The organism is Streptomyces sp. NBC_00659 (assembly GCF_036226925.1).
In the GTDB taxonomy this organism is placed as follows: Bacteria; Actinomycetota; Actinomycetes; order Streptomycetales; family Streptomycetaceae; genus Streptomyces.
On record NZ_CP109031.1, the window covers coordinates 3,271,233 to 3,291,947 of the forward strand.

Sequence of the window (20,715 nt, forward strand, 5' to 3'; positions counted from 1 at the left end):
TTGTCGGGGACCTACAATTCCCCCTCGTGTTCTTCGTCCCTGTCCCCACGGGCGGCCGTGGCCGTCCACAAGAGAGAGTGTGAGAGTGCTCGTACTCGTCGCTCCCGGCCAGGGCGCTCAGACGCCCGGCTTCCTGACTCCTTGGCTCGACCTCCCCGGCGCCGCCGAACGCCTCGCCGCGTGGTCGGACGCCATCGGGCTGGACCTTGCCCACTACGGCACCCAGGCCGACGCGGACGCGATCCGCGACACGGCTGTCGCCCAGCCGCTCCTGGTCGCCGCCGGTCTCCTGTCCGCCGCGGCACTCGGTGACGTCACCCCCGGTGCCGTCGCCGGCCACAGCGTCGGCGAGATCACCGCCGCCGCGTTCGCGGGAGTGCTCGACGACACCGCCGCGCTGACCCTCGTACGCAAGCGCGGCCTCGCGATGGCCGACGCCGCCGCCATCACGCAGACCGGTATGTCGGCGCTGCTCGGCGGGGACCCCGACACGACGGTCGCGCACCTGGAGAAGCTCGGTCTGACCCCGGCGAACGTGAACGGCGCGGGCCAGATCGTGGCCGCCGGCACGCTGGAGCAGCTGGCCGCCCTGGAGGCGGACAAGCCCGAGGGTGTCCGGCGTGTCGTGGCCCTGAAGGTGGCGGGCGCGTTCCACACCGTCCACATGGCACCCGCGGTCGAGGCGCTGGCCAAGGCCGCCGAGGACCTGACTCCGGCGGACCCGCGGGTCACCTACGTGTCGAACCGGGACGGCCAGACGGTCGCCTCCGGTACCGAGGTCGTCTCCCGCCTGGTCGGCCAGGTCGCCAACCCGGTCCGCTGGGACCTGTGCATGGAGACCTTCCAGAAGCTCGGCGCGACCGCGCTGATCGAGGTGTGCCCCGGCGGCACGCTCACCGGTCTGGCCAAGCGCGCGCTGCCCGGTGTCACGACGCTGGCCCTGAAGACCCCCGACGACCTGGACGCGGCTCGCGAGCTCATCGCCGAGCACGGCGCTGCCTGAGGAGCCCGAGAGCATGTCGAAGATCAAGGCACCCAAGGGCGCTCCGTTCGCGCGCATCCTCGGCGTCGGCGGCTACCGTCCCGTCCGGGTGGTGCCCAACGAGGTGATCCTGGAGACGATCGACTCGTCCGACGAATGGATCCGTTCGCGCTCCGGCATCGAGACCCGGCACTGGGCCTCCGACGAGGAGACCGTGGCCGCGATGTCGGTCGAGGCGTCCGGCAAGGCCCTGTCCGACGCCGGGATCAGCGCCGACCAGATCGGCGCCGTGGTGGTCTCCACCGTGTCGCACTTCTCCCAGACCCCGGCCATCGCCACCGAGATCGCCGACAAGCTCGGCACGAACAAGGCCGCGGCCTTCGACATCTCGGCCGGCTGCGCGGGCTTCGGTTACGGCCTGACCCTCGCCAAGGGCATGATCGTCGAGGGTTCCGCGGAGTACGTCCTCGTCATCGGCGTGGAGCGGCTGTCCGACCTCACCGACCTGGAGGACCGCGCGACGGCCTTCCTGTTCGGCGACGGCGCGGGCGCGGTCGTCGTCGGTCCCTCCGACGAGCCGCACATCGGCCCCACGGTCTGGGGCAGCGAGGGCGACAAGGCCGGCACGATCAAGCAGACCGTGCCGTGGGACCGCTTCAAGGTCGGCGACGTCTCCAATCTCCCGCTCGACTCCAAGGGCGAGATCAAGTTCCCTGCCATCACGCAGGAAGGCCAGGCGGTGTTCCGCTGGGCCGTGTTCGAGATGGCGAAGGTCGCCAAGGAGGCGCTGGAAGCCTCCGGACTTTCGCCGGACGACCTGGATGTCTTCATTCCCCACCAGGCCAACGAGCGGATCATCGACTCGATGGTGAAGACGCTGAAACTGCCGGGACACGTCACGGTCGCGCGTGACGTGCGCACCACCGGCAACACCTCGGCCGCCTCGATCCCGCTCGCGATGGAGCGGCTCCTGGCGACCGGTGAGGCGAAGAGCGGCGACACCGCGCTCGTCATCGGCTTCGGGGCGGGTCTCGTGTACGCCGCGACGGTCGTTACCCTCCCCTAGGCACTCCGTACCGGATCATCCGGTCCGTACGGAATATCGCCACCCCTCTGGAAACACACCGAAGGAGCGCCTGACATGGCCGCCACTCAGGAAGAGATCGTCGAAGGTCTCGCCGAGATCGTCAACGAGATCGCCGGGATCCCCACCGAGGACGTCCAGCTGGACAAGTCCTTCACCGACGACCTGGACGTCGACTCGCTGTCCATGGTCGAGGTCGTCGTCGCCGCCGAAGAGCGCTTCGACGTCAAGATCCCGGACGACGACGTGAAGAACCTCAAGACGGTCGGCGACGCCACCGCCTACATCCTCAAGAACCAGGCCTGATCTTCCGGTCACCTGGGCCGACCGTCCGGGTTCGCCGGGGCCCCGTGCCCTGGTTCACCCGGTCTGATGCCCCGCCACCCGGCGGTGGCGCCGCTGAATCCTCGTATCCGTTGGAGAAAGAATTCCCGTGAGCCCGACCAATCGCACCGTGGTCGTCACCGGTATCGGCGCAACCACACCGCTGGGTGGCGACGCAGCCTCTACCTGGGAGGGCCTGATCGCCGGACGTTCCGGCGTCCGCCCTCTCGAGCAGGAGTGGGCCGCCGACCAGGCAGTCCGTATCGCGGCGCAGATCGCCGTGGAGCCGGGCGAGGTCATTCCCCGCCCGCAGGCCCGCCGGCTGGACCGCTCGGCGCAGTTCGCGCTGATCGCGGCCAAGGAAGCCTGGGCCGACGCCGGTTTCACCGACAAGGCGGGCGAGGACCCGAGCGCCGACCCCGATCGGCTGGGCACGGTCATCGCCTCCGGCATCGGTGGTGTGACGACCCTGCTCGACCAGTACGACGTGCTGAAGGAGAAGGGCGTACGCCGTGTCTCCCCGCACACCGTTCCGATGCTGATGCCGAACGGTCCGTCCGCCAACGTGGGGCTCGCCGTGGGCGCCCGCGCCGGTGTGCACACCCCGGTCTCCGCCTGCGCCTCCGGCGCCGAGGCCATCGGCTACGCCATCGAGATGATCCGCACGGGCCGCGCCGACATCGTCGTCGCCGGTGGCACCGAGGCGGCCATCCACCCGCTTCCCATCGCCGCGTTCGGCAACATGATGGCGATGTCCAAGAACAACGACGACCCCCAGGGTGCCTCGCGCCCCTACGACGTCGCCCGTGACGGCTTCGTGCTGGGCGAGGGCGCCGGCGTCCTGGTCCTGGAGTCCGCCGAGCACGCCGCCAAGCGCGGCGCCCGGGTGTACGCCGAGGCGGTCGGCCAGGGCATCTCGGCCGACGCGCACGACATCGTGCAGCCGGAGCCCGAGGGCCGCGGCATCTCGCACGCCCTGCAGAACCTGCTCGACAACACCGACCTGAACCCGGCCGAGATCGTGCACGTGAACGCGCACGCCACCTCGACGCCGGCCGGTGACGTGGCCGAACTGAAGGCGCTGCGCAAGGTCTTCGGCGACGAGGCCGACCACTTCGCGGTCTCGGCGACCAAGTCGATGACCGGTCACCTCCTCGGTGGCGCCGGTGGTGTCGAGTCGGTCGCGACCGTGCTCGCGCTGTACCACCGTCTCGCGCCGCCGACCATCAACGTGGAGAACCTCGACCCCGAGGCCGAGGCCGCCGCCGACATCGTCCGCGGCGAGGCCCGCAAGCTGCCCGTCGAAGGCCGTATCGCCGCGCTGAACGACTCGTTCGGTTTCGGTGGTCACAACGTGGTGCTGGCGTTCCGTTCCGTCTGACGCCGGTAGTCCGTTCCGTACGGCGTGTGGCCCGTACCCCTGGTTCCAGGGGTACGGGCCACACGCCGTACGTTCTTCGGTTACGGTGCCGCGCCCCTGACGGGGTGTCACACCACCTGGTGCAGCCAGCGGACCGGGGCGCCCTCGCCCGCGTACCGGAAGGGCTCCAGTTCGTCGTCCCAGGGCTTGCCGAGGAGCTTGGCGAGGTCGGCCTCCAGGTCGCTCTCCCCGCGCTGGGAGCGCAGCAGCGCGGCGCGCAGCCGGTCCTCGGGGATCAGGATGTCGCCGTGGATCCCTGTGACGGCGTGGAAGATGCCGAGCTCGGGCGTGCAGCTGTAGCGCTCGCCCTCGGCGGTGGGGCAGGGCTCGGCGGTGACCTCGAAGCGCAGCAGATGCCAGCCGCGCAGCGCGGAGGCGAGCTTGGAGGCGGTGCCGACCTCGCCCTTCCAGGAGAACTCGGATCTCCAGGTGCCGGGGGCGGCGGGCTGCCGGATCCAGTCGAGGCTGACGCGCGTGCCGAGCACCCCCGCGACCGCCCACTCGACATGCGGACACAACGCGCGGGGCGCGGAGTGCACGTAGAGAACTCCACGTGTCGTCACTGGGGCCTCCGGACAGAGCGAGACATCTTGTAACTTAGCGGAACGGCAGTGGCAGGGCGGCCACGTGGCGAGGCTACCCTGCGGCGGCGCAAGGAGTGTGACGTACCGTCGGTCCAAGCGCCGTGAACCTCCGAGGTTTCACCCGGCGGGACGTGTCCGGACTCCCTTGCCGGGGGTCCGGGCCCGTCTCCCGGGCGAAGACGGCCACACCGCGGAAACGCGGTGCGACCGGCCGTGTACGACGTGGTGCGACCGACCGCGTGGAGCGGGTGCCGACCAACCCTGTACAACGAACGAGGAGACCAGGGGATGCGGAATCGCAGCCACCGTTCGCGGGCCGTCCTCGCCGTCGCCGCGGCGGCGGCTCTCCTGGGCGTCACCGCCTGCGACGCCACCGGTGGCAACTCCTCGGCGTCCAGCGGGACGGCGGGGGCCCGGCCGTCCCCGAGGCCCACGCCGGTCTGGGACCGCAGCCCGGACTCGATGGCCGCGGTCGGCGACTCCATCACGCGCGGTTTCGACGCGTGCAGTGTGCTGTCCGACTGCCCGGAGGTGTCGTGGGCGACCGGCAGCGATCCGCGCGTCGGCAGTCTCGCCGTACGGCTGCTCGGCACGGCCGGGGCGGCCGAGCGCAGCTGGAACTACGCGGTGACCGGGGCGCGGATGGCGGACCTTCCCGGCCAGATGGCCCAGGCGGCGACCCGCGGGCCCGAGCTGGTCACGGTGATGGCGGGCGCCAACGACGCCTGCCGCTCCTCCGCCTCGGCGATGACGTCCGTCGCCGACTTCCGCGCCGAGTTCCAGGACGCGATGAAGACGCTGCGCGGCGCGCTGCCCAAGACCCAGGTGTACGTGTCGAGCGTGCCGGACCTGAAACGGCTCTGGTCCCAGGGGCGCGGCAACCCGCTGGGCAAGCAGGTCTGGAAACTGGGCATCTGCCCCTCGATGCTCGGGGACGCGGACTCGCTGAACGCGGCGGCGACCCTGCGGCGCGGGCAGGTGCAGGACCGGGTGAAGGAGTACAACCAGGTGCTGCGCGAGGTGTGCGCCAAGGACCGGCGCTGCCGCTTCGACGGGAACGCCGTCTTCGACTACCGCTTCGGCACGGACCAGTTGAGCCACTGGGACTGGTTCCACCCGAGCAGGGACGGCCAGGCGCGACTCGCCGAGATCGCCTACCGGACTGTGACGGCACGCGAACCCGTGACCTAGGCTTTTCCTCATGAGCGAACTTTTCGGCACACTTTCCGACGGCACCCGGGTCCACCGCTGGACGCTGGAGCGCGCCGGTGTCCGGGTGCGTGTGCTCACCTACGGCGGGATCGTGCAGTCGGCCGAGGTGCCGGACCGGGACGGGCGGGCCGTGGACGTGACCCTGGGCTTCCCCGCGCTGGAGGGGTACACGGCCCATCCCGAGCCGTATCTCGGCGCGCTGGTCGGGCGGTACGCGAACCGGATCGGGGGTGCGGGCTTCCCGCTGGACGGGGTGACGTACCGCCTGGAGCCGAACAACGGGCCCAACACGCTGCACGGCGGCGACGGCGGTTTCGACAAGCGCGTGTGGGACGCGGAGCCGCTCGAACACGGGGTCCGGCTCTCCCGGGTCAGCCCGGACGGCGAGGAGGGTTTCCCGGGGCGCCTGGAGGTCTCGGCGACGTACACGCTCGACGAGCGGGGCGCTCTGCGGATCGCCTACGAGGCGGTCACCGACGCGCCGACCGTGGTGAACCTGACGAACCACACGTACTGGAACCTCGGCGGCTCCGGCAGCGCGCTGGGACACGAGCTCCGGCTCGACGCCTCGCGGCTGACACGGGTGGACGGGAACCTCGTCCCGACCGGGGAACTCGACCCGGTCGAGGGCACCCGCTTCGACTTCCGTGAGCCCCGCAAGACCGGCGCGGGATACGACCACAACTACGTGCTCGACAAGGGGCTCACCGACGCTCCCGTGGAGGTCGCCGAGCTGTACGACCCGGCGTCCGGGCGGGTGCTCACGGTCGCGACCACCGAACCCGGTCTCCAGTTCTACACCGCGGACCACCTGAGCGACCCCTTCGCCCCCAACGACGGCATCGCGCTGGAGACGCAGCACTTCCCCGACTCCCCGAACCGGCCGGACTTCCCGAGCACCGAACTGCGGCCGGGCGCGGTGTACAGGTCGCAGACCATGTACGGGTTCTCCGTGCGGTCCTAGTACTTGTCGGCCGGCCCCGGTCCGGATGTCAGGTTCCGGGCCGGGGGCGGCCGAAGGGGGCGCGAAGGTTACGCCTCGATGATCGTGCTCAGACGGCGGTCCAGAAGGGAACGACCTGCCTGGACCTCGTACAAACCCTTCACGAACGCCCACGTGTCCGCGGCCGTGTCCCAGATCTCGAAGGCGCGGCGCGGGAGCTCCACGACGGCTTCGACGCTCTCACCGGGCGCGGCCTCGACCCCGGCGAAACCGGCGAGCGCGCGGGCGGGCCGGCCGGTGCCGGGTTCCGCCGGGGCGAGGTAGACCTGGACGACCTCGCGCCCGGCCCGCCGGCCGGAGTTGCGGACACGGACGGTGACGGTCAGGTCCTCGATCTCGATGGACTCGTACGTCCAGTCGGTGTAGCCGAGGCCGTGCCCGAAGGGGTACGAGGGGGTCCTGCCCGCTTTCTCCCAGGCGCGGTAGCCGATGAAGACGTCCTCGGTGTACGGGAGTTCGCCGTCGGCCGGGCGGACCCGGGTGACCGGGGCGTCGGCCAGGGAGCCCCAGGTGGTGGGGAGGCGGCCGCCCGGCTCGTGGGCGCCGGTGAGGACGTCCGCGAGGGCGGCGCCGCCCTCCTGGCCCGGGAACCAGCTCAGGAGCACGGCGGCGACCTCGTCGCGCCAGGGGAGTTCCACCGGGGCTCCGGAGTTGACGACCACGACGGTGTTCGGGTTGGCGGCGGCCACGGCGTGCACCAGCTCGTCCTGACGGCCGGGGAGCCTGAGGTCCGCGCGGTCGAAGCCCTCGGACTCGACGCGGTCGGTGGTCGCGACCACGACGACGACGGTGTCGGCAGCGCGGGCCGCCTCGACCGCCTCGGCGATCAGCTCGTCCGCGTCGCGCACGGGCTCCTGGTGGGCGAGCGAGAAGCCGACGGCCTTCAGGGGGGCTTTGCCGGGGACCGTGACGACATGGGTCAGGGAGACCTCCACCGGTTCGCCCGCGGTGAGTTCGGCCCGGCCACGGGGGATCGGGGCGCCGAAGAACGTCACGAAGGGGTCGTCCCTGTCGGTGCTCTGGACGTCGTCGAAGTACGTCGTGCCGTCGACGGTGAGGGTGAACGCGCCGAGGCCCTTGATGCCGAAGGTGTGCGGGCCGGACTCGCGCGGGGTGAGGCTGCCGGTGAGTTCGACGCTGTGGAGGGTGTCCCCGGTGACCCCCGCGGGCAGGTCGTCGCCCATCCACTTGATCTGGCCGTTCGGGACGGAGGCGGTGGCGATGACCTCGCCGGCGGCGTCGCGGCAGACCGCACGCAGCTCGAACCCCGCGTCGGCGACGGGGAGTTCGACGGCCGGGTCGGCGCCGACCGCGTACGTAGGACCGCCCTCGGGGAGGGCGGCGGTGAGGCCGTCGAGGGGCGAGACGATCCGGGCGGGGAAGACGGTGGCGGAGCCGCCGCCCTGGACGCGGGCGTCGCGGGCGGCGGCGCCGATGAGGGCGACCCGGTGCCCTTCGGGGAGCGGCAGGGCGCCTTCGTTGCGGACGAGGACGAAGCCGCGGCGGGCCACCTCGCGGGCCAGCGCCTCCCCGTCCACGGTCGTGGGCGGTTCGGTCACGACGGGTTCGGCGCCTTCCAGGGCGCCGACGCGGGCGGCGAGACGGAGTACGTTGCGCACGGCCGCGTCGACCGTGGCCTCCGCGACCTCGCCGGCGCGCACGGCGGCGGCGAGCGGTTCTCCGTAGACGGTCCGGGGGCCGGGCATGGCAACGTCGAGACCGCCCTCGATCGCGGCCTTCGTGGAGCGGGCGGCCATCCAGTCGGAGACGTTGAAGCCGTCGAAGCCCCATTCGCCGCGCAGGACCTCGTTCACGAGACTGCGGTGCTCGCTCATCGTCGTGCCGTTGACGGAGTTGTAGGCGGTCATGACGCCCCACGGGCGGGCACCGCCGACGATGGCCTCGAAGGGCGCCAGGTACAGCTCGCGCAGGGCGCGTTCGGAGACGAGGTTGTCCACCGTGAAGCGGTCGGTCTCGGCGTCGTTGGCGACGAAATGCTTGACGGTGGTGGCGACCCCGCCGGACTGGACGCCCCGGACATAGCCGCCGCCGATCACGCCGGTCAGGAGCGGGTCCTCGCTGTACGCCTCGAAGTGGCGGCCGCCGAGCGGTGAGCGGTGGAGGTTGACGGTGGGGGCGAGCAGGACGTGGACGCCCTTGCGGCGGGCCTCCTGGGCGAGCAGCGTGCCGACGCGGCGGGCCAGCTCCGGGTCCCAGGCGGCGGCGAGCGCGGTGGGCGAGGGGAGCGCGACGGAGGGGTCGTCGGCGCTCCAGTGGACGCCGCGGACGCCGATCGGGCCGTCCGACATCACGAGGGACTCCAGGCCGATCTCGGGGAGCGCGGGCAGCGTCCACATGTTCCGGCCGGACAGCAGCCGGGCCTTCGCGTCCAGGCCGAGGCGGGCGAGGGCCGCCTCGACGACGGCCTCGCGGGCCGCGTCCGCGTCCGCCTCCGCGTCCTTTTGGTCCCCAGCCGTCCCCACCGCAGTGTCCGCCATGGCGGCACCTCCTCGTCGCTAGTGCCCGACAGGCCACTAGGGCCTGTCGTTTGGATCATGCGGCGGGACGCGGGGCAGGGCACGCACTCCCCCAAGCTCTGCGAGCAGGGGGGACCCCCAGCGGCGTTGTCGTCGGTTGCCGACGCTCCGCGTCGTCGCCCTCCTCCGCCTTGCAGCTGCACGCACCCTGCCCCGCTCGGCCCAGCCGACAAGGCACCGCTCCTCGATGCCACCTGATCCAAACGACAGACCCTAGCCGTCGGATCCGCCCCATCGTCGTACGCGGCGACGGTGCGGGGGAGGGCCCCGGCGCCGGCGCGCGGGCGTTCCCGGCCGCGCCTCGGGAGCCGGCGGCGAGGATTCCCGCCCGATCACGGGCGGGCGGGCTCCGGAGCGAGCGTGACGGCGACGGGGAGCGTCCCCGGTCACGAGGTGGCGCTGTGCTCCTCGGACGCCCCGTCGGAGGCCGTGTCGGCGTCCTCGTCCGCGTCGCCCTCGCGGATCTCCTCGCCGAGCAGGTCCCGGGCCATCAGCGTGGCGCCCGCGACGGCCCCCGGCATCAGGAACACCGCGACGAACGGAACGAGGAAGGCGAGACCCAGCGGGGTGCCGAAGCCCCAGACCAGTGTCTTGCGGGAGCGGAGCAGCGCGAGGCGCGCCCGGAGGTCGACGTCGCGGCGCTGCAGGGCGACGGCGACGAGTTCCTCGGTGAGGAAGAAGCCCGTGACGAAGAAGCCGAGCACCGGGACGACGGTCTGGCCGATGAGCGGGACGAAGCCGAGCGCGAGGAGGAGGACCCCCCACACGAGGGCCCGCGCGAGGACACGGAGGCTGTCGCGCGCGGAGATCCACAGCTCGCGCCAGAGCGGCAGACCGGACTCGGGTGCCGTGCCGTCCGGGGACACGTCGCGGTCGACCTTCTCCGAGAGGTTCTCGTAGAAGGGCTGGCCTATGAGCAGGGTGACCGCGGTGAAGGTGAGGACGGCGAGGAGGAGTGCCAGGGCGAACAGGACGGCGGTGAGGAAGCCGCGGAAGAGTCCCTCCCAGGGGCTGCTCCAGTCGTCCGCGAACGGCGTCGCCCAGGTGACGAACCCCTCCCCGTACATGCCGAGGGCGACGAGCGCCGCCGCGTAGAGCACGAGCGTGATGAGTCCCGGCAGCAGCCCGAACCCGAAACTCTTCCCGTGCCGGGCCACCCATCTCTGGCCGCGCAGCAGATAGCCGAAACCCACCCCAAGATCGCGCATGGGGAGACCTTATCGGGGTGCCGCGCCGGGCCACAGCCCGCGGTGGCGGCGGCCTTCGCCGCCCCGGGCGGGCCCGGGGCGGCCCGAGCACTCCCGGGCGTCCTGGGAGACGCCCCGAGAGGTCCCGGGCTGCCCGGCTTCGGCTTCGGCTTCGGCTTCGGCTTCGGCTTCGGCTTCGGCTTCGGTCAGAGCTTGACGATCATCTTTCCGATGTTGTCGCCGCGCAGGACGCCGAAGAACGCCTCCAGGTTGTTCTCGATGCCCTCGACGACCGTCTCGGCGTACTTCAGCTCGCCGGAGCGGATCCAGGCGCCGACCTCCTGGACGAACTCCTGCTGGAGGTCGTAGTTGTCGCCGACGAGGAAGCCCTGGATGCGGCCGCGGGTCTGGATCAGCCGGGCCAGGTTCCGGGGGCCGGGGGCGGGCTCGGTGTTGTTGTAGACGGAGATCATGCCGCAGATCGCGATACGGCCGTCCCGGTTCAGCGAGCCGATGGCGGCCTCCAGGTGGTCACCGCCCACGTTGTCGAAGTAGACGTCGACGCCGTCGGGCGCGGCCTCGCGCAGCTGCTGGGAGACCGGGCCGTTCTTGTAGTTGAAGGCGGCGTCGAAGCCGTACTCCTCGACGAGCAGTCTGACCTTCTCGTCGGACCCGGCGGAGCCGATGACGCGCGAGGCGCCCTTGAGCCGGGCGATCTGGCCCACCTGGCTGCCGACGGCACCGGCGGCGCCGGACACGAAGACGGAGTCGCCCTCCTTGAAGGCGGCGGTGCGCAGGAGACCGGCGTACGCGGTGAGGCCGGTCATGCCGAGGACGCCGAGGTACGTCGACAGCGGCGCGGCCCCCGGGTCCACCTTGACGGCCTGCTTGGCGTCCACGACGGCGTACTCGCGCCAGCCGAGGAAGTGCAGCACGTGGTCGCCGGCCTCGATGCCCTCGGCGTTCGAGACGATGACCTCGCCGACCGCTCCGCCCTGCATGGTCTCGCCCAGCCCGAAGGGGGCGATGTAGGACTTGGCGGCGCTCATCCGGCCGCGCATGTACGGGTCGACGGAGACGTAGGCGTTCCGTACCAGGACCTCGCCCGGACCCGGCTGCCGGACCTCGGCCTCGACCAGGGCGAAGTCGGCGGGCTGGGGCGGGCCGACCGGGCGGCTGACCAGGTGCCATTCACGGCCGGTGGAGGGAAGCTGGGGGGTCTCGGACATGAGGGTGCGCCTTTCAGGGTGACCGGCGAGCGAATAATGCTTCAGTACTTCAAACAATGAGTACCTGAAACAACGATGCTCATGAATATTTCACGATGTCAAGTAACGCGGTACGATCGAGGGCATGGCCACCCACAAGAGACCACGGATCGACCCCTTGACCATGGAGGTCGTCGAGTTGATCGGCACGGTCGTGGCCCGTTACCACGAGGAGTACGAGGACGCGGCCGCCGCGCACGCCCTCACCGGCGCACAGGCGCGGCTGCTGAGCCTGCTCTCGCTGGAGCCGCTGCCGATGCGCCGTCTGGCGCAGAAGCTGAGGTGCGAGCCGTCGAACGTCACGGGGATCGTGGACCGGCTGGAGACACGGGGGCTGGTGGAACGCCGCCCCGACCCGGCGGACCGCCGGGTGAAACTGGCGGCGGCGACGGCCGAGGGCCGCAGAATCGCCGGAGGGCTGCGCGACTCGCTCGACTTCGCCCGCGAGCCCCTGGCGGAGCTCTCGGACCAGGAACGGCTGTCCCTGCGCGACCTGCTGCTCCGCATGCTGGGCGAGGCCCCCGGCACCGCCGGCGCCGGCGGCTGAGACCCGGCACCCCCGGCGCCGGCGACCGAGACGCGGGCGCCTTCGACGGCGGGCCGGCCGGAGTGCGGCGGGCCGCGGGGAGCGACGGGCACGGTTCGGCGGGCAGCGACGGGTTTTGTTCGCGGGCAGCGGGCAGCGACGGGCTCTGTCCGGCGGGCAGCGGGGCCGGAGGGATCACCCCGTACCGGGCGACCCGCCTACGAGCACCACCACAGGAAGCGGTTGCAGTCGTCCGAGGACGAGGGCGTCGGCGTAGGCGCCGATGTCGTCGGGTCCGTGCCGGCGGGGGCCGACGCGCCCGAGCCCGCGGAGGCGGTCGCCGGGGCCGAGCCGGAGTGACCCGGGCGGGTGCCGAGGGTCGGGGATCCGGAACCCGCGGTGCTCTTCTCGCTCGTCGCGGTGGGAGACGCGGAGGCGGAGGCGGAGGGTGATCCGGAGGCCGACGCGGAGGAGCTGGGCGTGCGGGCGGCCGAGGGGGACTTGGAGGCGGACTTCTTCGGGAGCGAGGACGCCGCCGGCGCGGCCGAGCCGTCGGGCGACTCCGCCGCCGCGGGGCTGGGGCCGAGACCGGGCGCGTCGACGCCGAGCTCGGCGAGGCTCAGACCGCCGGCCGCGAGGACGAAGCCCACGGCTATGTACAGGGTGCGGCGGCGGCGTCGGCGATGCGCGGCCGCCTTGCGGTCGCGCCGGCTGGCGCCTGCCGGAGCCTGCGGGCCACCCGGACTCCCGGCCTCCGCGTCCAGGACACGGCCCCCGCGCCGCCGCGCGGCCCGGCGGGAGCGCCACTCGACGTCACCGTCCGCGCCGTGGCGCGCGTCGGCGTCCGCGCCCGTCGGCGGGCGCGCGCCGGCCTCGTCGGTGTCCGCGCCGAGTTCGTCGACCGGGGTACCGCACCCGGGACAGGCGAGGGCGCCGTTGAGGTGCCTGCGGCACACGTGGCAGTAGTCCATGACGCGGGAAGACTAGGGTCACCGCCGGTAACGTTCCTAGGCGCAGTTGTGAAGATGTTGTGCGGAATCCAGTATTCCGGTCCGTCGGACACCGACACCACCGAACATTCCCCGCCATCCTGCGCCCATCGCATCGAAACCGTTATGTGCGCGACCCATTGACACCCCCCGGGCCGCGTCCTTACTGTCACGCCAGCATTTCGAACGTGTGACGAAATTTCGAACAGAGCTGAAAGCACAGGGGGCATCTGCCGTGCGCATCACGGGAATCACCACACACGTGGTCGGGACACCCTGGAGGAACCTGACCTACGTCCAGGTGCACACCGACGAGGGCATCACCGGCGTCGGCGAGACCCGCATGCTGGGCCACACCGACGCGCTGCTCGGTTACCTGCACGAGGCACAGGCCAACCATATTCTCGGGTCCGACCCGTTCGCCGTCGAGGACCTGGTCCGCCGGATGAAGTACGGCGACTACGGGCGCGCCGGCGAGATCGTGATGTCCGGCATCGCGGTCATCGAGATGGCCTGCTGGGACATCAAGGGCAAGGCGCTCGGGGTGCCGGTCTGGCAGCTCCTCGGCGGCAAGGTCACCGACAGGGTCAAGGCGTACGCCAACGGCTGGTACACCACCGAACGCACCCCGGAGGCCTATCACAAGGCCGCCCAGGAGGTCGTCGCGCGGGGCTACAAGGCCCTCAAGATCGACCCCTTCGGCACCGGGCACTTCGAGCTCGACCACGAGGCCACGCTGTACTCGGTGTCGCTCATCGAGGCCGTGCGCGACGCGATCGGGCCCGAGACCGAGCTGATGCTGGAGATGCACGGCCGCTTCTCGCCGGCCACCGCCGTCCGGCTGGCCCGCGAGCTCGCGCCCTTCAAGCCCGCGTGGCTGGAGGAGCCGGTGCCGCCGGAGAACCTCAAGGCGCTGGAGAAGGTGGCCGCCAAGGTCGACATGCCCCTCGCCACGGGCGAACGGATCCACGACCGCATCGAGTTCCGCGAGCTCTTCGAGAGCCAGGCGGTCGACATCATCCAGCCCGACGTCGGCCACATCGGCGGCATCTGGGAGACCCGCAAGCTCGCCGCCACCGCCGAGGCGCACTACGTCCTGGTCGCGCCGCACAACGTCGGCGGCCCGGTCCTGACCGCCGCCTCCCTCCAGGTCGGCTTCACATCGCCGAACTTCAAGATCCTGGAGCACTTCAACGACTTCGCCGACGCGGAGATCAAGAAGGTCGTCAAGGGCGCCCCGCAGGTCGTGGACGGCTACTTCGAGCTGTCCCACGAGCCGGGGCTCGGCGTCGAGCTGGACGTCGACGCGGCGGCCGAGTTCCCCCAGCAGCAGGCCCGGTTCGACCTGTGGGCCGACGGCTGGGAGCAGCGCAAGCCCAAGGGGGCGAAGTGAGCACCGCGGTCGTCGTCGAGGGCCCGGGCGAGCACCGTCTGGCCCCGCACGAGCCGGTCCCGCCGTCGGCGGGCGAGGCGCTCGTGCGGGTGCACGCGGTCGGCATCTGCGGCAGCGACCGCGAGGTCTACCAGGGCAACCGGCCCGAGGGGTACGTCCGCTACCCCCTGACCCCGGGCCACGAGTGGTCCGGGACCGTCGAGAAGGTCGGCGCCGGTGTCCCGGCGACGCTGGTCGGCCGCAAGGTCGTCGGCGAGGGCTTCCGCAACTGCCAGGTCTGCGACCGTTGCCACGCGGGCGAGACAACGTTGTGCACGGCCGGGTACGAGGAGACGGGTTTCACCGTCCCCGGTGCCATGGCGGGCACGCTGACGCTGCCGGCCCGGCTGCTGCACGTGCTGCCCGACGACGCCGATCTGACGGCCGCCGCCCTGCTGGAGCCGGCCGCCTGCATCGCGGCCGCCGCGCTCAAGGCGAACGCCCGGCCCGGCGAGCGCGTGGCCGTGGTGGGCACCGGGACGCTCGGGATGTTCGCCGTGCAGTTCCTGAAGGCGGGTTCCCCGGCCGAGCTGCTCGTGGTGGGCACCCGCCCCGACCGGGCCGCACTGTCGAGGGAGTTCGGCGCCACCGAGTTCCGTACCAGGGAGCAGCAGCTCCCCGACGACTTCGACGTCGTCATCGAGACCGCCGGGTCCGCGTCCGCCGCGCGCACCGCCGCCTCCCTGCTGCGGCGCGGCGGGCGCCTGGTCCTCACGGGGATCCCGGCGCCGGGTGCCGAGGGTCTCGACCCGACCGATCTCGTCGTACGGCAGCTGGAGGTGCACACCGTGTTCGGGGCGCCGCCGGAGGCCTGGGCGCACACGGTGCGGGTCTTCGGGGCGGGGCTGCTGAACCCGTCGCCGCTGGTGACGCACGAGCTGCCGCTCGCCGCGTTCCCGGAGGCCATCGACCTGGTGGGTTCCGGTGATCCCAAGGTCGGCAAGGTCCTGCTGAGGCCGTGACCCTCCGAGCCGTGCGCCGGTACGGGGTTTCCTGACGGCCCCGTACCGGCGCACACCAAGCACCCGCGCGCCCAACGTCACGAACCATGCCCGAAATATCGAACGATGAAGGACAGCTTGTGACCGACGCCTCTCCCACGGCGCCCCGTCGCCCCGGCGAGCCGGCCCTGGCCGCACTCGGCCTGGGCGCGCCCGCCCTCTCCCCCGACGACGCCTCGCCGCACACCTTCCCCGGAGGCGGCCGCTGGCGCACCGAGGTCCCCTCCGTGGAGGGGCCCGAGGCGCTCGCCGTGGTCCTCAAGGAGGCCTCGCGGCTCGATGTGCCGATCCACCGGATCAGCCAGGGCAGCGGTGTCTGGATGCTGACCGACGCCGAGATCACCGAGATGGTCGAGGCCACCGGTGAACGCGACATCGAGCTCTGCCTGTTCACCGGTCCCCGCGGCAGCTGGGACATCGGCGCCTCGGTCCGCACCGACTCGCGCGGCGCCGGGCTGCGTGCCCGCGGCCACGACGCGGTGGCCGGCTGTGTCGAGGACGCCGTCCGGGCGACGGAGCTGGGCGTCAAATGCCTGCTCGTCGCCGACGAGGGCGTGCTGTGGACACTGCACCGGGCACGGGTCGCCGGGATCATCCCGGCCGACACCACCCTCAAGGTCTCGGCGCTGATCGGTCCGGTCAATCCGGCCTCGTACGCCGTGTACGAGAAGCTCGGCGGTGACTCGCTGAACGTGCCGAGCGATCTGACACTCGATCACCTCACCGAGATCCGGCGGGTCTCCGCCGCCCCCATGGACATGTACATCGAGGCCCCCGACGATCTCGGCGGGTACATCCGGATGTACGAGGTCGCCGAGCTGATCCGGCGCGGCGCACCGCTGTATCTGAAGTTCGGGCTGTCCAAGACCCCCGGGATCTACCCGTACGGACACCATCTGCGGGACCTGACCCTGAGCACGGCCCGGGAACGGGTGCGGCGCGGCCGGCTCGCCCTTGACCTGCTGTCACGGCACGGAGCGGGCGGCGACATGGCCCCGCTCGGCTCCCGCCTGCCCGGCACGCTCACACGGTTCGACACTCCCTCATAACGTTCGGACAAACCCCCTTCACAGAAGACGACACAGTCGCGCACAATCCAACACACCTTCTCGGCCTTCCTCTCTCAAAGCTCCCGGAGCTTCCGAGCTCCGCGAGACCGAGTCCGGTCCAAGACATCAAGGATGATGATCATGCGTAACCGCAGAGCCGCCCTCACCGCCATAGCCGGAGCAGCCTCCCTCGCCCTCGCCCTGTCCGCCTGCGGCCAGAACAGCGACGGCGGCAGCAAGGACACCTCGGGAGACACCAAGGGCGCCACGATCGGCATCTCGATGCCGACGAAGTCCTCCGAGCGCTGGATCGGCGACGGCAACAACGTGGTCAAGGACCTTGAGGCCAAGGGCTACAAGACCAAGCTCGCGTTCGGTGAGGACGACCCGGACCAGCAGGTCTCGCAGATCGAGAACATGATCACGCAGGGTGTGAAGGCCCTGATCATCGCGGCCATCGACAACAAGTCGATGAACAACGTGCTCCAGCAGGCCGCCGACGCCAAGATCCCGGTCATCTCCTACGACCGCCTGATCCTCGGCACCAAGAACGTCGACTACTACGCGTCCTTCGACAACTCGAAGGTCGGCGAGCTCCAGGGCAACTACATCCTGCAGAAGCTCGGTCTCGCGGACGGCTCCAAGAAGGGCCCGTTCAACGTCGAGCTCTTCGCCGGCTCGAACGACGACAACAACACGAAGTACTTCTTCGGCGGCGCGATGAAGGTCCTGCAGCCGTACATCGACAAGAAGCAGCTCGTCGTCAAGTCCGGCCAGACCGCGCTGAACCAGGTCACCACCCTGCGCTGGGACGGCGGCACCGCCCAGAAGCGCATGGACGACATCCTGACCTCGTCGTACAAGAGCGCCCGGGTCGACGCGGTGCTCTCGCCCTACGACGGCATCTCGATCGGCATCCTGTCCGCGCTGAAGTCGGACGACTACGGCTCCAAGAGCAAGCCGCTGCCGGTCGTCACCGGCCAGGACGCCGAGCTCGCCTCGGTGAAGTCGATCATCGCGGACGAGCAGACGATGACCGTCTACAAGGACACCCGCGAGCTCGCGAAGGTCGCCGGGAACATGGTCGACGCCGCGCTCAAGGGCAAGAAGCCCGAGCTCAACGACACCACGACGTACGACAACGGCACCAAGGTCGTTCCCGCCTACCTGCTGCAGCCGGTCGGCGTCGACAAGAGCAACTACGAGAAGGAGCTCGTCGGCACGGGCTACTACAAGGACAGCGACCTCAAGTAACCGCCACCCCCTAGTGATTGGAAGGCACGACCATGGCGGGACCCGTCCTGGAAATGCGCTCGATCGTCAAGACCTTTCCCGGCGTCAAGGCGCTCTCGGACGTCACACTGACCGTCCAGCAGGGCGAGGTCCACGCCATCTGCGGCGAGAACGGCGCCGGCAAGTCGACCCTCATGAAGGTCCTCTCCGGCGTCCACCCGAGCGGCAGCTACGAAGGGGACATCCTCTTCGAGGGGGAGGTCTGCTCCTTCAAGGACATCAGGGCCAGTGAGCACCACGGCATCGTGATCATCCACCAGGAACTGGCCCTGGTGCCCTACCTCTCCATCGCGGAGAACATCTTCCTCGGCAACGAGCACGCCACGCGCGGGTTCATCAGCTGGACCGAGACGCTGCGCCACGCCGCCGAACTGCTGCGCCGTGTCGGGCTCGACGAGAACCCGCAGACCCGCGTCGCCGACATCGGCGTGGGAAAGCAGCAGCTCGTCGAGATCGCGAAGGCGCTGTCGAAGAAGGTGAAACTGCTCATCCTGGATGAGCCGACGGCCGCCCTGAACGACGAGGACAGCGGCAAACTCCTCGATCTCATCCTGGAGCTGAAGGCTCAGGGCATCACCTCGATCATCATCTCGCACAAGCTGAACGAGATCGAGCGGGTCGCCGACTCGGTGACCATCCTGCGTGACGGGCGGACGATCGAGACGCTCGACGTGAAGGCCCCGGAGACCACCGAGGACCGGATCATCAGCGGCATGGTCGGCCGCGACCTCGAACACCGCTTCCCGGAGCGGACGCCGCACGAGCCGGAGGCGGGCGCCGCGCCCGCCCTGGAGATCCGCGACTGGACCGTGTTCCACCCGATCGACCAGCAGCGCAAGGTGGTCGACGATGTGTCGATCTCCGTGCGGCGCGGTGAGATCGTCGGCATCGCGGGACTCATGGGCGCCGGCCGCACCGAACTGGCGATGAGCGTCTTCGGGCGCTCCTACGGCCGGTACGCCGGCGGCACGGTGGTCAGGGACGGCAAGGAGATCCGTACGAAGTCCGTGTCCGAAGCGGTCAAGCACGGAATCGCGTACGTCACCGAGGACCGCAAGCACTACGGCCTCAACCTCATCGACACCATCAACCGCAACATCACGCTCAGCGCCCTGAACAAGGTCGCGAAGCGCGGTGTGGTCGACGAGCACGAGGAGCGGCAGGTCTCCGAGGGCTACCGCACCTCCATGAACATCAAGGCGCCGACCGTCTTCGAGCCGGTGGGCAAGCTGTCCGGCGGCAACCAGCAGAAGGTCGTCCTCAGCAAGTGGATCTTCGCCGGCCCCGAGGTGCTGATCCTCGACGAGCCGACCCGCGGGATCGACGTGGGCGCCAAGTTCGAGATCTACACGGTCATCGACAAGCTGGCGGCCGAGGGCAAGGCGGTCGTCTTCATCTCCTCCGAGCTGCCGGAGCTGCTCGGTATGTGCGACCGCATCTACACGATGGCCGCGGGACGGCTGACGGGTGAGTTCTCGCGGGCGGAGGCCTCGCAGGAAACGCTGATGCGCCAGATGACGAAGGACAAAGAGGTAACCCGATGAGCACGGATGTGACCGCCAAGACGCCGGCCCCGGCGCCGGCCGGCAAGAGCGGCCCGGACACGGGAGAGAACCTGCTTCAGCTGATGCTGAACGGCATGCGCCGCAACATGCGGCAGTACGGCATGCTGTTCGCCCTCGGTCTGATCGTGGTGCTGTTCGCCGTGTGGACCGGCGGCGACCTGCTGCTGCCGCGCAACGTCTCCAACCTGGTGCTGCAGAACAGCTACATCCTGATCCTCGCGATCGGCATGATGCTCGTCATCATCGCGGGCCACATCGACCTGTCGGTCGGCTCGCTGACGGCGTTCGTGGGCGCGGTGGGAGCCGTGCTGATGGTCAACCACGACATCCCGTGGCCCATAGCCGTGGTGCTGTGCCTGGTCATGGGCGCGATGGCAGGCGCCGCTCAGGGCTTCCTCATCGCGTACGCCGGCATACCGTCGTTCATCGTGACCCTGGCGGGCATGCTGACCTTCCGCGGTCTGACCGAGATCTTCCTCGAGGGCCAGACGATCGGCCCGTTCCCCGAGGGCCTGCAGAAGGTCGCCAACAGCTTCCTGCCCGAGGTCGGACCCACCACCAACTACCACAACCTCACGCTGCTGCTCGGCATCGGCCTGATCGCGTTCGTGGTGCTCCAGGAGGTCCGCGACCGCAAGCGGCAGCAGGAGTTCTCGCTCGACGTCCTGCCGAAGAACCTCTTCCTGCTCAAGCTCGTCGCGCTGGTCGCCGCCGTGCTCACCGTCACCATGCTGCTCGCCAGCTACAAGGGTGCTCCGGTGGTGCTGCTGATCCTCGGCGTCCTCGTCGCCGGCTTCGGCTACGTCATGCGCAACGCGGTCATCGGCCGGCACATCTACGCGATCGGCGGCAACCTTCCGGCGGCCAAGCTGTCGGGTGTGAAGGACAAGAAGGTCACCTTCCTGGTCTTCCTCAACATGGGCATGCTCGCCGCACTCGCGGGCCTGGTCTTCGCGGCCCGCTTCAACGCGGCCTCGCCGAAGGCGGGTCTGAACTTCGAACTCGAAGCCATCGCGGCCTCGTTCATCGGCGGTGCGTCGATGAGCGGCGGCGTGGGCACGGTCCTCGGCGCGATCATCGGTGGTCTCGTCCTGGGCGTGCTGAACAACGGAATGAACCTCGTCGGCATCGGCAGCGACTACCAGCAGGTCATCAAGGGTCTCGTCCTGCTGGCCGCGGTCGGGTTCGACGTGTGGAACAAGCGCAAGGTCGGTTCGTAAGTCAGCCGGGGCCCCGCCGGAAGGCGGGGCCCCTCCATT

General features: G+C 70.5%; 18 protein-coding genes. 13 read left to right on the forward strand and 5 right to left on the reverse strand.

The window, feature by feature from the left end; all coding sequences use genetic code 11:
- Nucleotides 1-85 precede the first annotated feature (85 nt).
- The 4 genes from OG410_RS14185 to fabF all read left to right on the forward strand — a co-directional run bounded on the left by OG410_RS14185 (nt 86) and on the right by fabF (nt 3,771).
- A complete protein-coding gene (locus tag OG410_RS14185) occupies nt 86-1,003 on the forward strand; it encodes an ACP S-malonyltransferase (protein ID WP_329299468.1) in 918 nt (305 codons plus the stop codon).
- Between the two features lie 13 nt (nt 1,004-1,016).
- Nucleotides 1,017-2,048, forward strand: coding sequence for a ketoacyl-ACP synthase III (locus OG410_RS14190; protein ID WP_329299469.1), 1,032 nt, complete (start codon nt 1,017-1,019; stop codon nt 2,046-2,048).
- 75 nt (nt 2,049-2,123) lie between these two features.
- Entirely contained in the window at nt 2,124-2,372 is a 249-nt protein-coding gene (locus OG410_RS14195; protein WP_329299470.1) for an acyl carrier protein, read from the forward strand.
- Between the two features lie 127 nt (nt 2,373-2,499).
- Nucleotides 2,500-3,771 (forward strand): beta-ketoacyl-ACP synthase II, encoded by a 1,272-nt coding sequence (fabF, locus tag OG410_RS14200; protein WP_329299471.1) that lies wholly within the window; start codon nt 2,500-2,502, stop codon nt 3,769-3,771.
- A gap of 107 nt (nt 3,772-3,878) precedes the next feature.
- Here the strand turns inward: fabF and OG410_RS14205 are convergent, their stop codons facing one another.
- Nucleotides 3,879-4,373: a DUF3145 domain-containing protein gene (locus OG410_RS14205; RefSeq protein ID WP_326788014.1), complete on the reverse strand. Its 495-nt coding sequence runs from the start codon at nt 4,371-4,373 to the stop codon at nt 3,879-3,881.
- A gap of 309 nt (nt 4,374-4,682) precedes the next feature.
- Between OG410_RS14205 and OG410_RS14210 the strand changes: the two genes are divergently transcribed.
- Nucleotides 4,683-5,585 carry an SGNH/GDSL hydrolase family protein gene (locus OG410_RS14210; protein ID WP_329299472.1) on the forward strand — a complete coding sequence of 301 codons (903 nt, stop codon included), beginning with the start codon at nt 4,683-4,685 and terminating at the stop codon, nt 5,583-5,585.
- Nucleotides 5,586-5,595: 10 nt separating this feature from the next.
- On the forward strand, nt 5,596-6,570 hold the full coding sequence (locus OG410_RS14215; RefSeq protein WP_329299473.1) for an aldose epimerase family protein: 975 nt from the start codon (nt 5,596-5,598) through the stop codon (nt 6,568-6,570).
- Between the two features lie 68 nt (nt 6,571-6,638).
- Here OG410_RS14215 and OG410_RS14220 read toward each other — a convergent pair whose 3' ends face one another.
- From OG410_RS14220 to OG410_RS14230, 3 genes are all read right to left on the reverse strand, one after another.
- Complete coding sequence (locus OG410_RS14220; RefSeq protein ID WP_329299474.1) at nt 6,639-9,107, reverse strand: beta-glucosidase; 2,469 nt, start codon at nt 9,105-9,107, stop codon at nt 6,639-6,641.
- A 425-nt stretch (nt 9,108-9,532) separates the two neighbouring features.
- Nucleotides 9,533-10,354, reverse strand: coding sequence for an EI24 domain-containing protein (locus OG410_RS14225; protein WP_329299475.1), 822 nt, complete (start codon nt 10,352-10,354; stop codon nt 9,533-9,535).
- Nucleotides 10,355-10,539: 185 nt separating this feature from the next.
- Entirely contained in the window at nt 10,540-11,562 is a 1,023-nt protein-coding gene (locus OG410_RS14230) for an NADP-dependent oxidoreductase (protein WP_329299476.1), read from the reverse strand.
- Between the two features lie 124 nt (nt 11,563-11,686).
- On the opposite strand from OG410_RS14230, the gene OG410_RS14235 reads away from it, so the two are divergent.
- Nucleotides 11,687-12,148 (forward strand): MarR family winged helix-turn-helix transcriptional regulator, encoded by a 462-nt coding sequence (locus OG410_RS14235; protein ID WP_329299477.1) that lies wholly within the window; start codon nt 11,687-11,689, stop codon nt 12,146-12,148.
- 197 nt (nt 12,149-12,345) lie between these two features.
- Here OG410_RS14235 and OG410_RS14240 read toward each other — a convergent pair whose 3' ends face one another.
- Entirely contained in the window at nt 12,346-13,098 is a 753-nt protein-coding gene (locus tag OG410_RS14240; RefSeq protein ID WP_329299478.1) for an SCO2400 family protein, read from the reverse strand.
- A 253-nt stretch (nt 13,099-13,351) separates the two neighbouring features.
- Here OG410_RS14240 and OG410_RS14245 point away from each other — a divergent pair, with 253 nt between their 5' ends.
- The 6 genes from OG410_RS14245 to mmsB all read left to right on the forward strand — a co-directional run bounded on the left by OG410_RS14245 (nt 13,352) and on the right by mmsB (nt 20,676).
- The gene (locus OG410_RS14245) at nt 13,352-14,509 is read left to right on the forward strand and encodes a mandelate racemase/muconate lactonizing enzyme family protein (protein WP_326788006.1); all 1,158 of its coding nucleotides are present in this window, start codon (nt 13,352-13,354) and stop codon (nt 14,507-14,509) included.
- Nucleotides 14,506-15,510, forward strand: a complete 1,005-nt coding sequence (locus OG410_RS14250) for a zinc-dependent alcohol dehydrogenase (RefSeq protein WP_329299479.1) — start codon at nt 14,506-14,508, stop codon at nt 15,508-15,510. The genes OG410_RS14245 and OG410_RS14250 overlap by 4 nt, the downstream gene beginning before the upstream one ends.
- 86 nt (nt 15,511-15,596) lie before the next feature.
- Complete coding sequence (locus OG410_RS14255; RefSeq protein WP_443063751.1) at nt 15,597-16,598, forward strand: hypothetical protein; 1,002 nt, start codon at nt 15,597-15,599, stop codon at nt 16,596-16,598.
- A 141-nt stretch (nt 16,599-16,739) separates the two neighbouring features.
- A complete protein-coding gene (gene chvE, locus OG410_RS14260; RefSeq protein ID WP_443063752.1) occupies nt 16,740-17,852 on the forward strand; it encodes a multiple monosaccharide ABC transporter substrate-binding protein in 1,113 nt (370 codons plus the stop codon).
- A 32-nt stretch (nt 17,853-17,884) separates the two neighbouring features.
- Nucleotides 17,885-19,435, forward strand: a complete 1,551-nt coding sequence (gene mmsA, locus OG410_RS14265; protein ID WP_329299481.1) for a multiple monosaccharide ABC transporter ATP-binding protein — start codon at nt 17,885-17,887, stop codon at nt 19,433-19,435.
- Nucleotides 19,432-20,676 (forward strand): multiple monosaccharide ABC transporter permease, encoded by a 1,245-nt coding sequence (gene mmsB, locus OG410_RS14270; RefSeq protein WP_329299482.1) that lies wholly within the window; start codon nt 19,432-19,434, stop codon nt 20,674-20,676. Before mmsA ends, mmsB begins: the two co-directional genes overlap by 4 nt.
- The last annotated feature ends 39 nt before the right edge of the window (nt 20,677-20,715 follow it).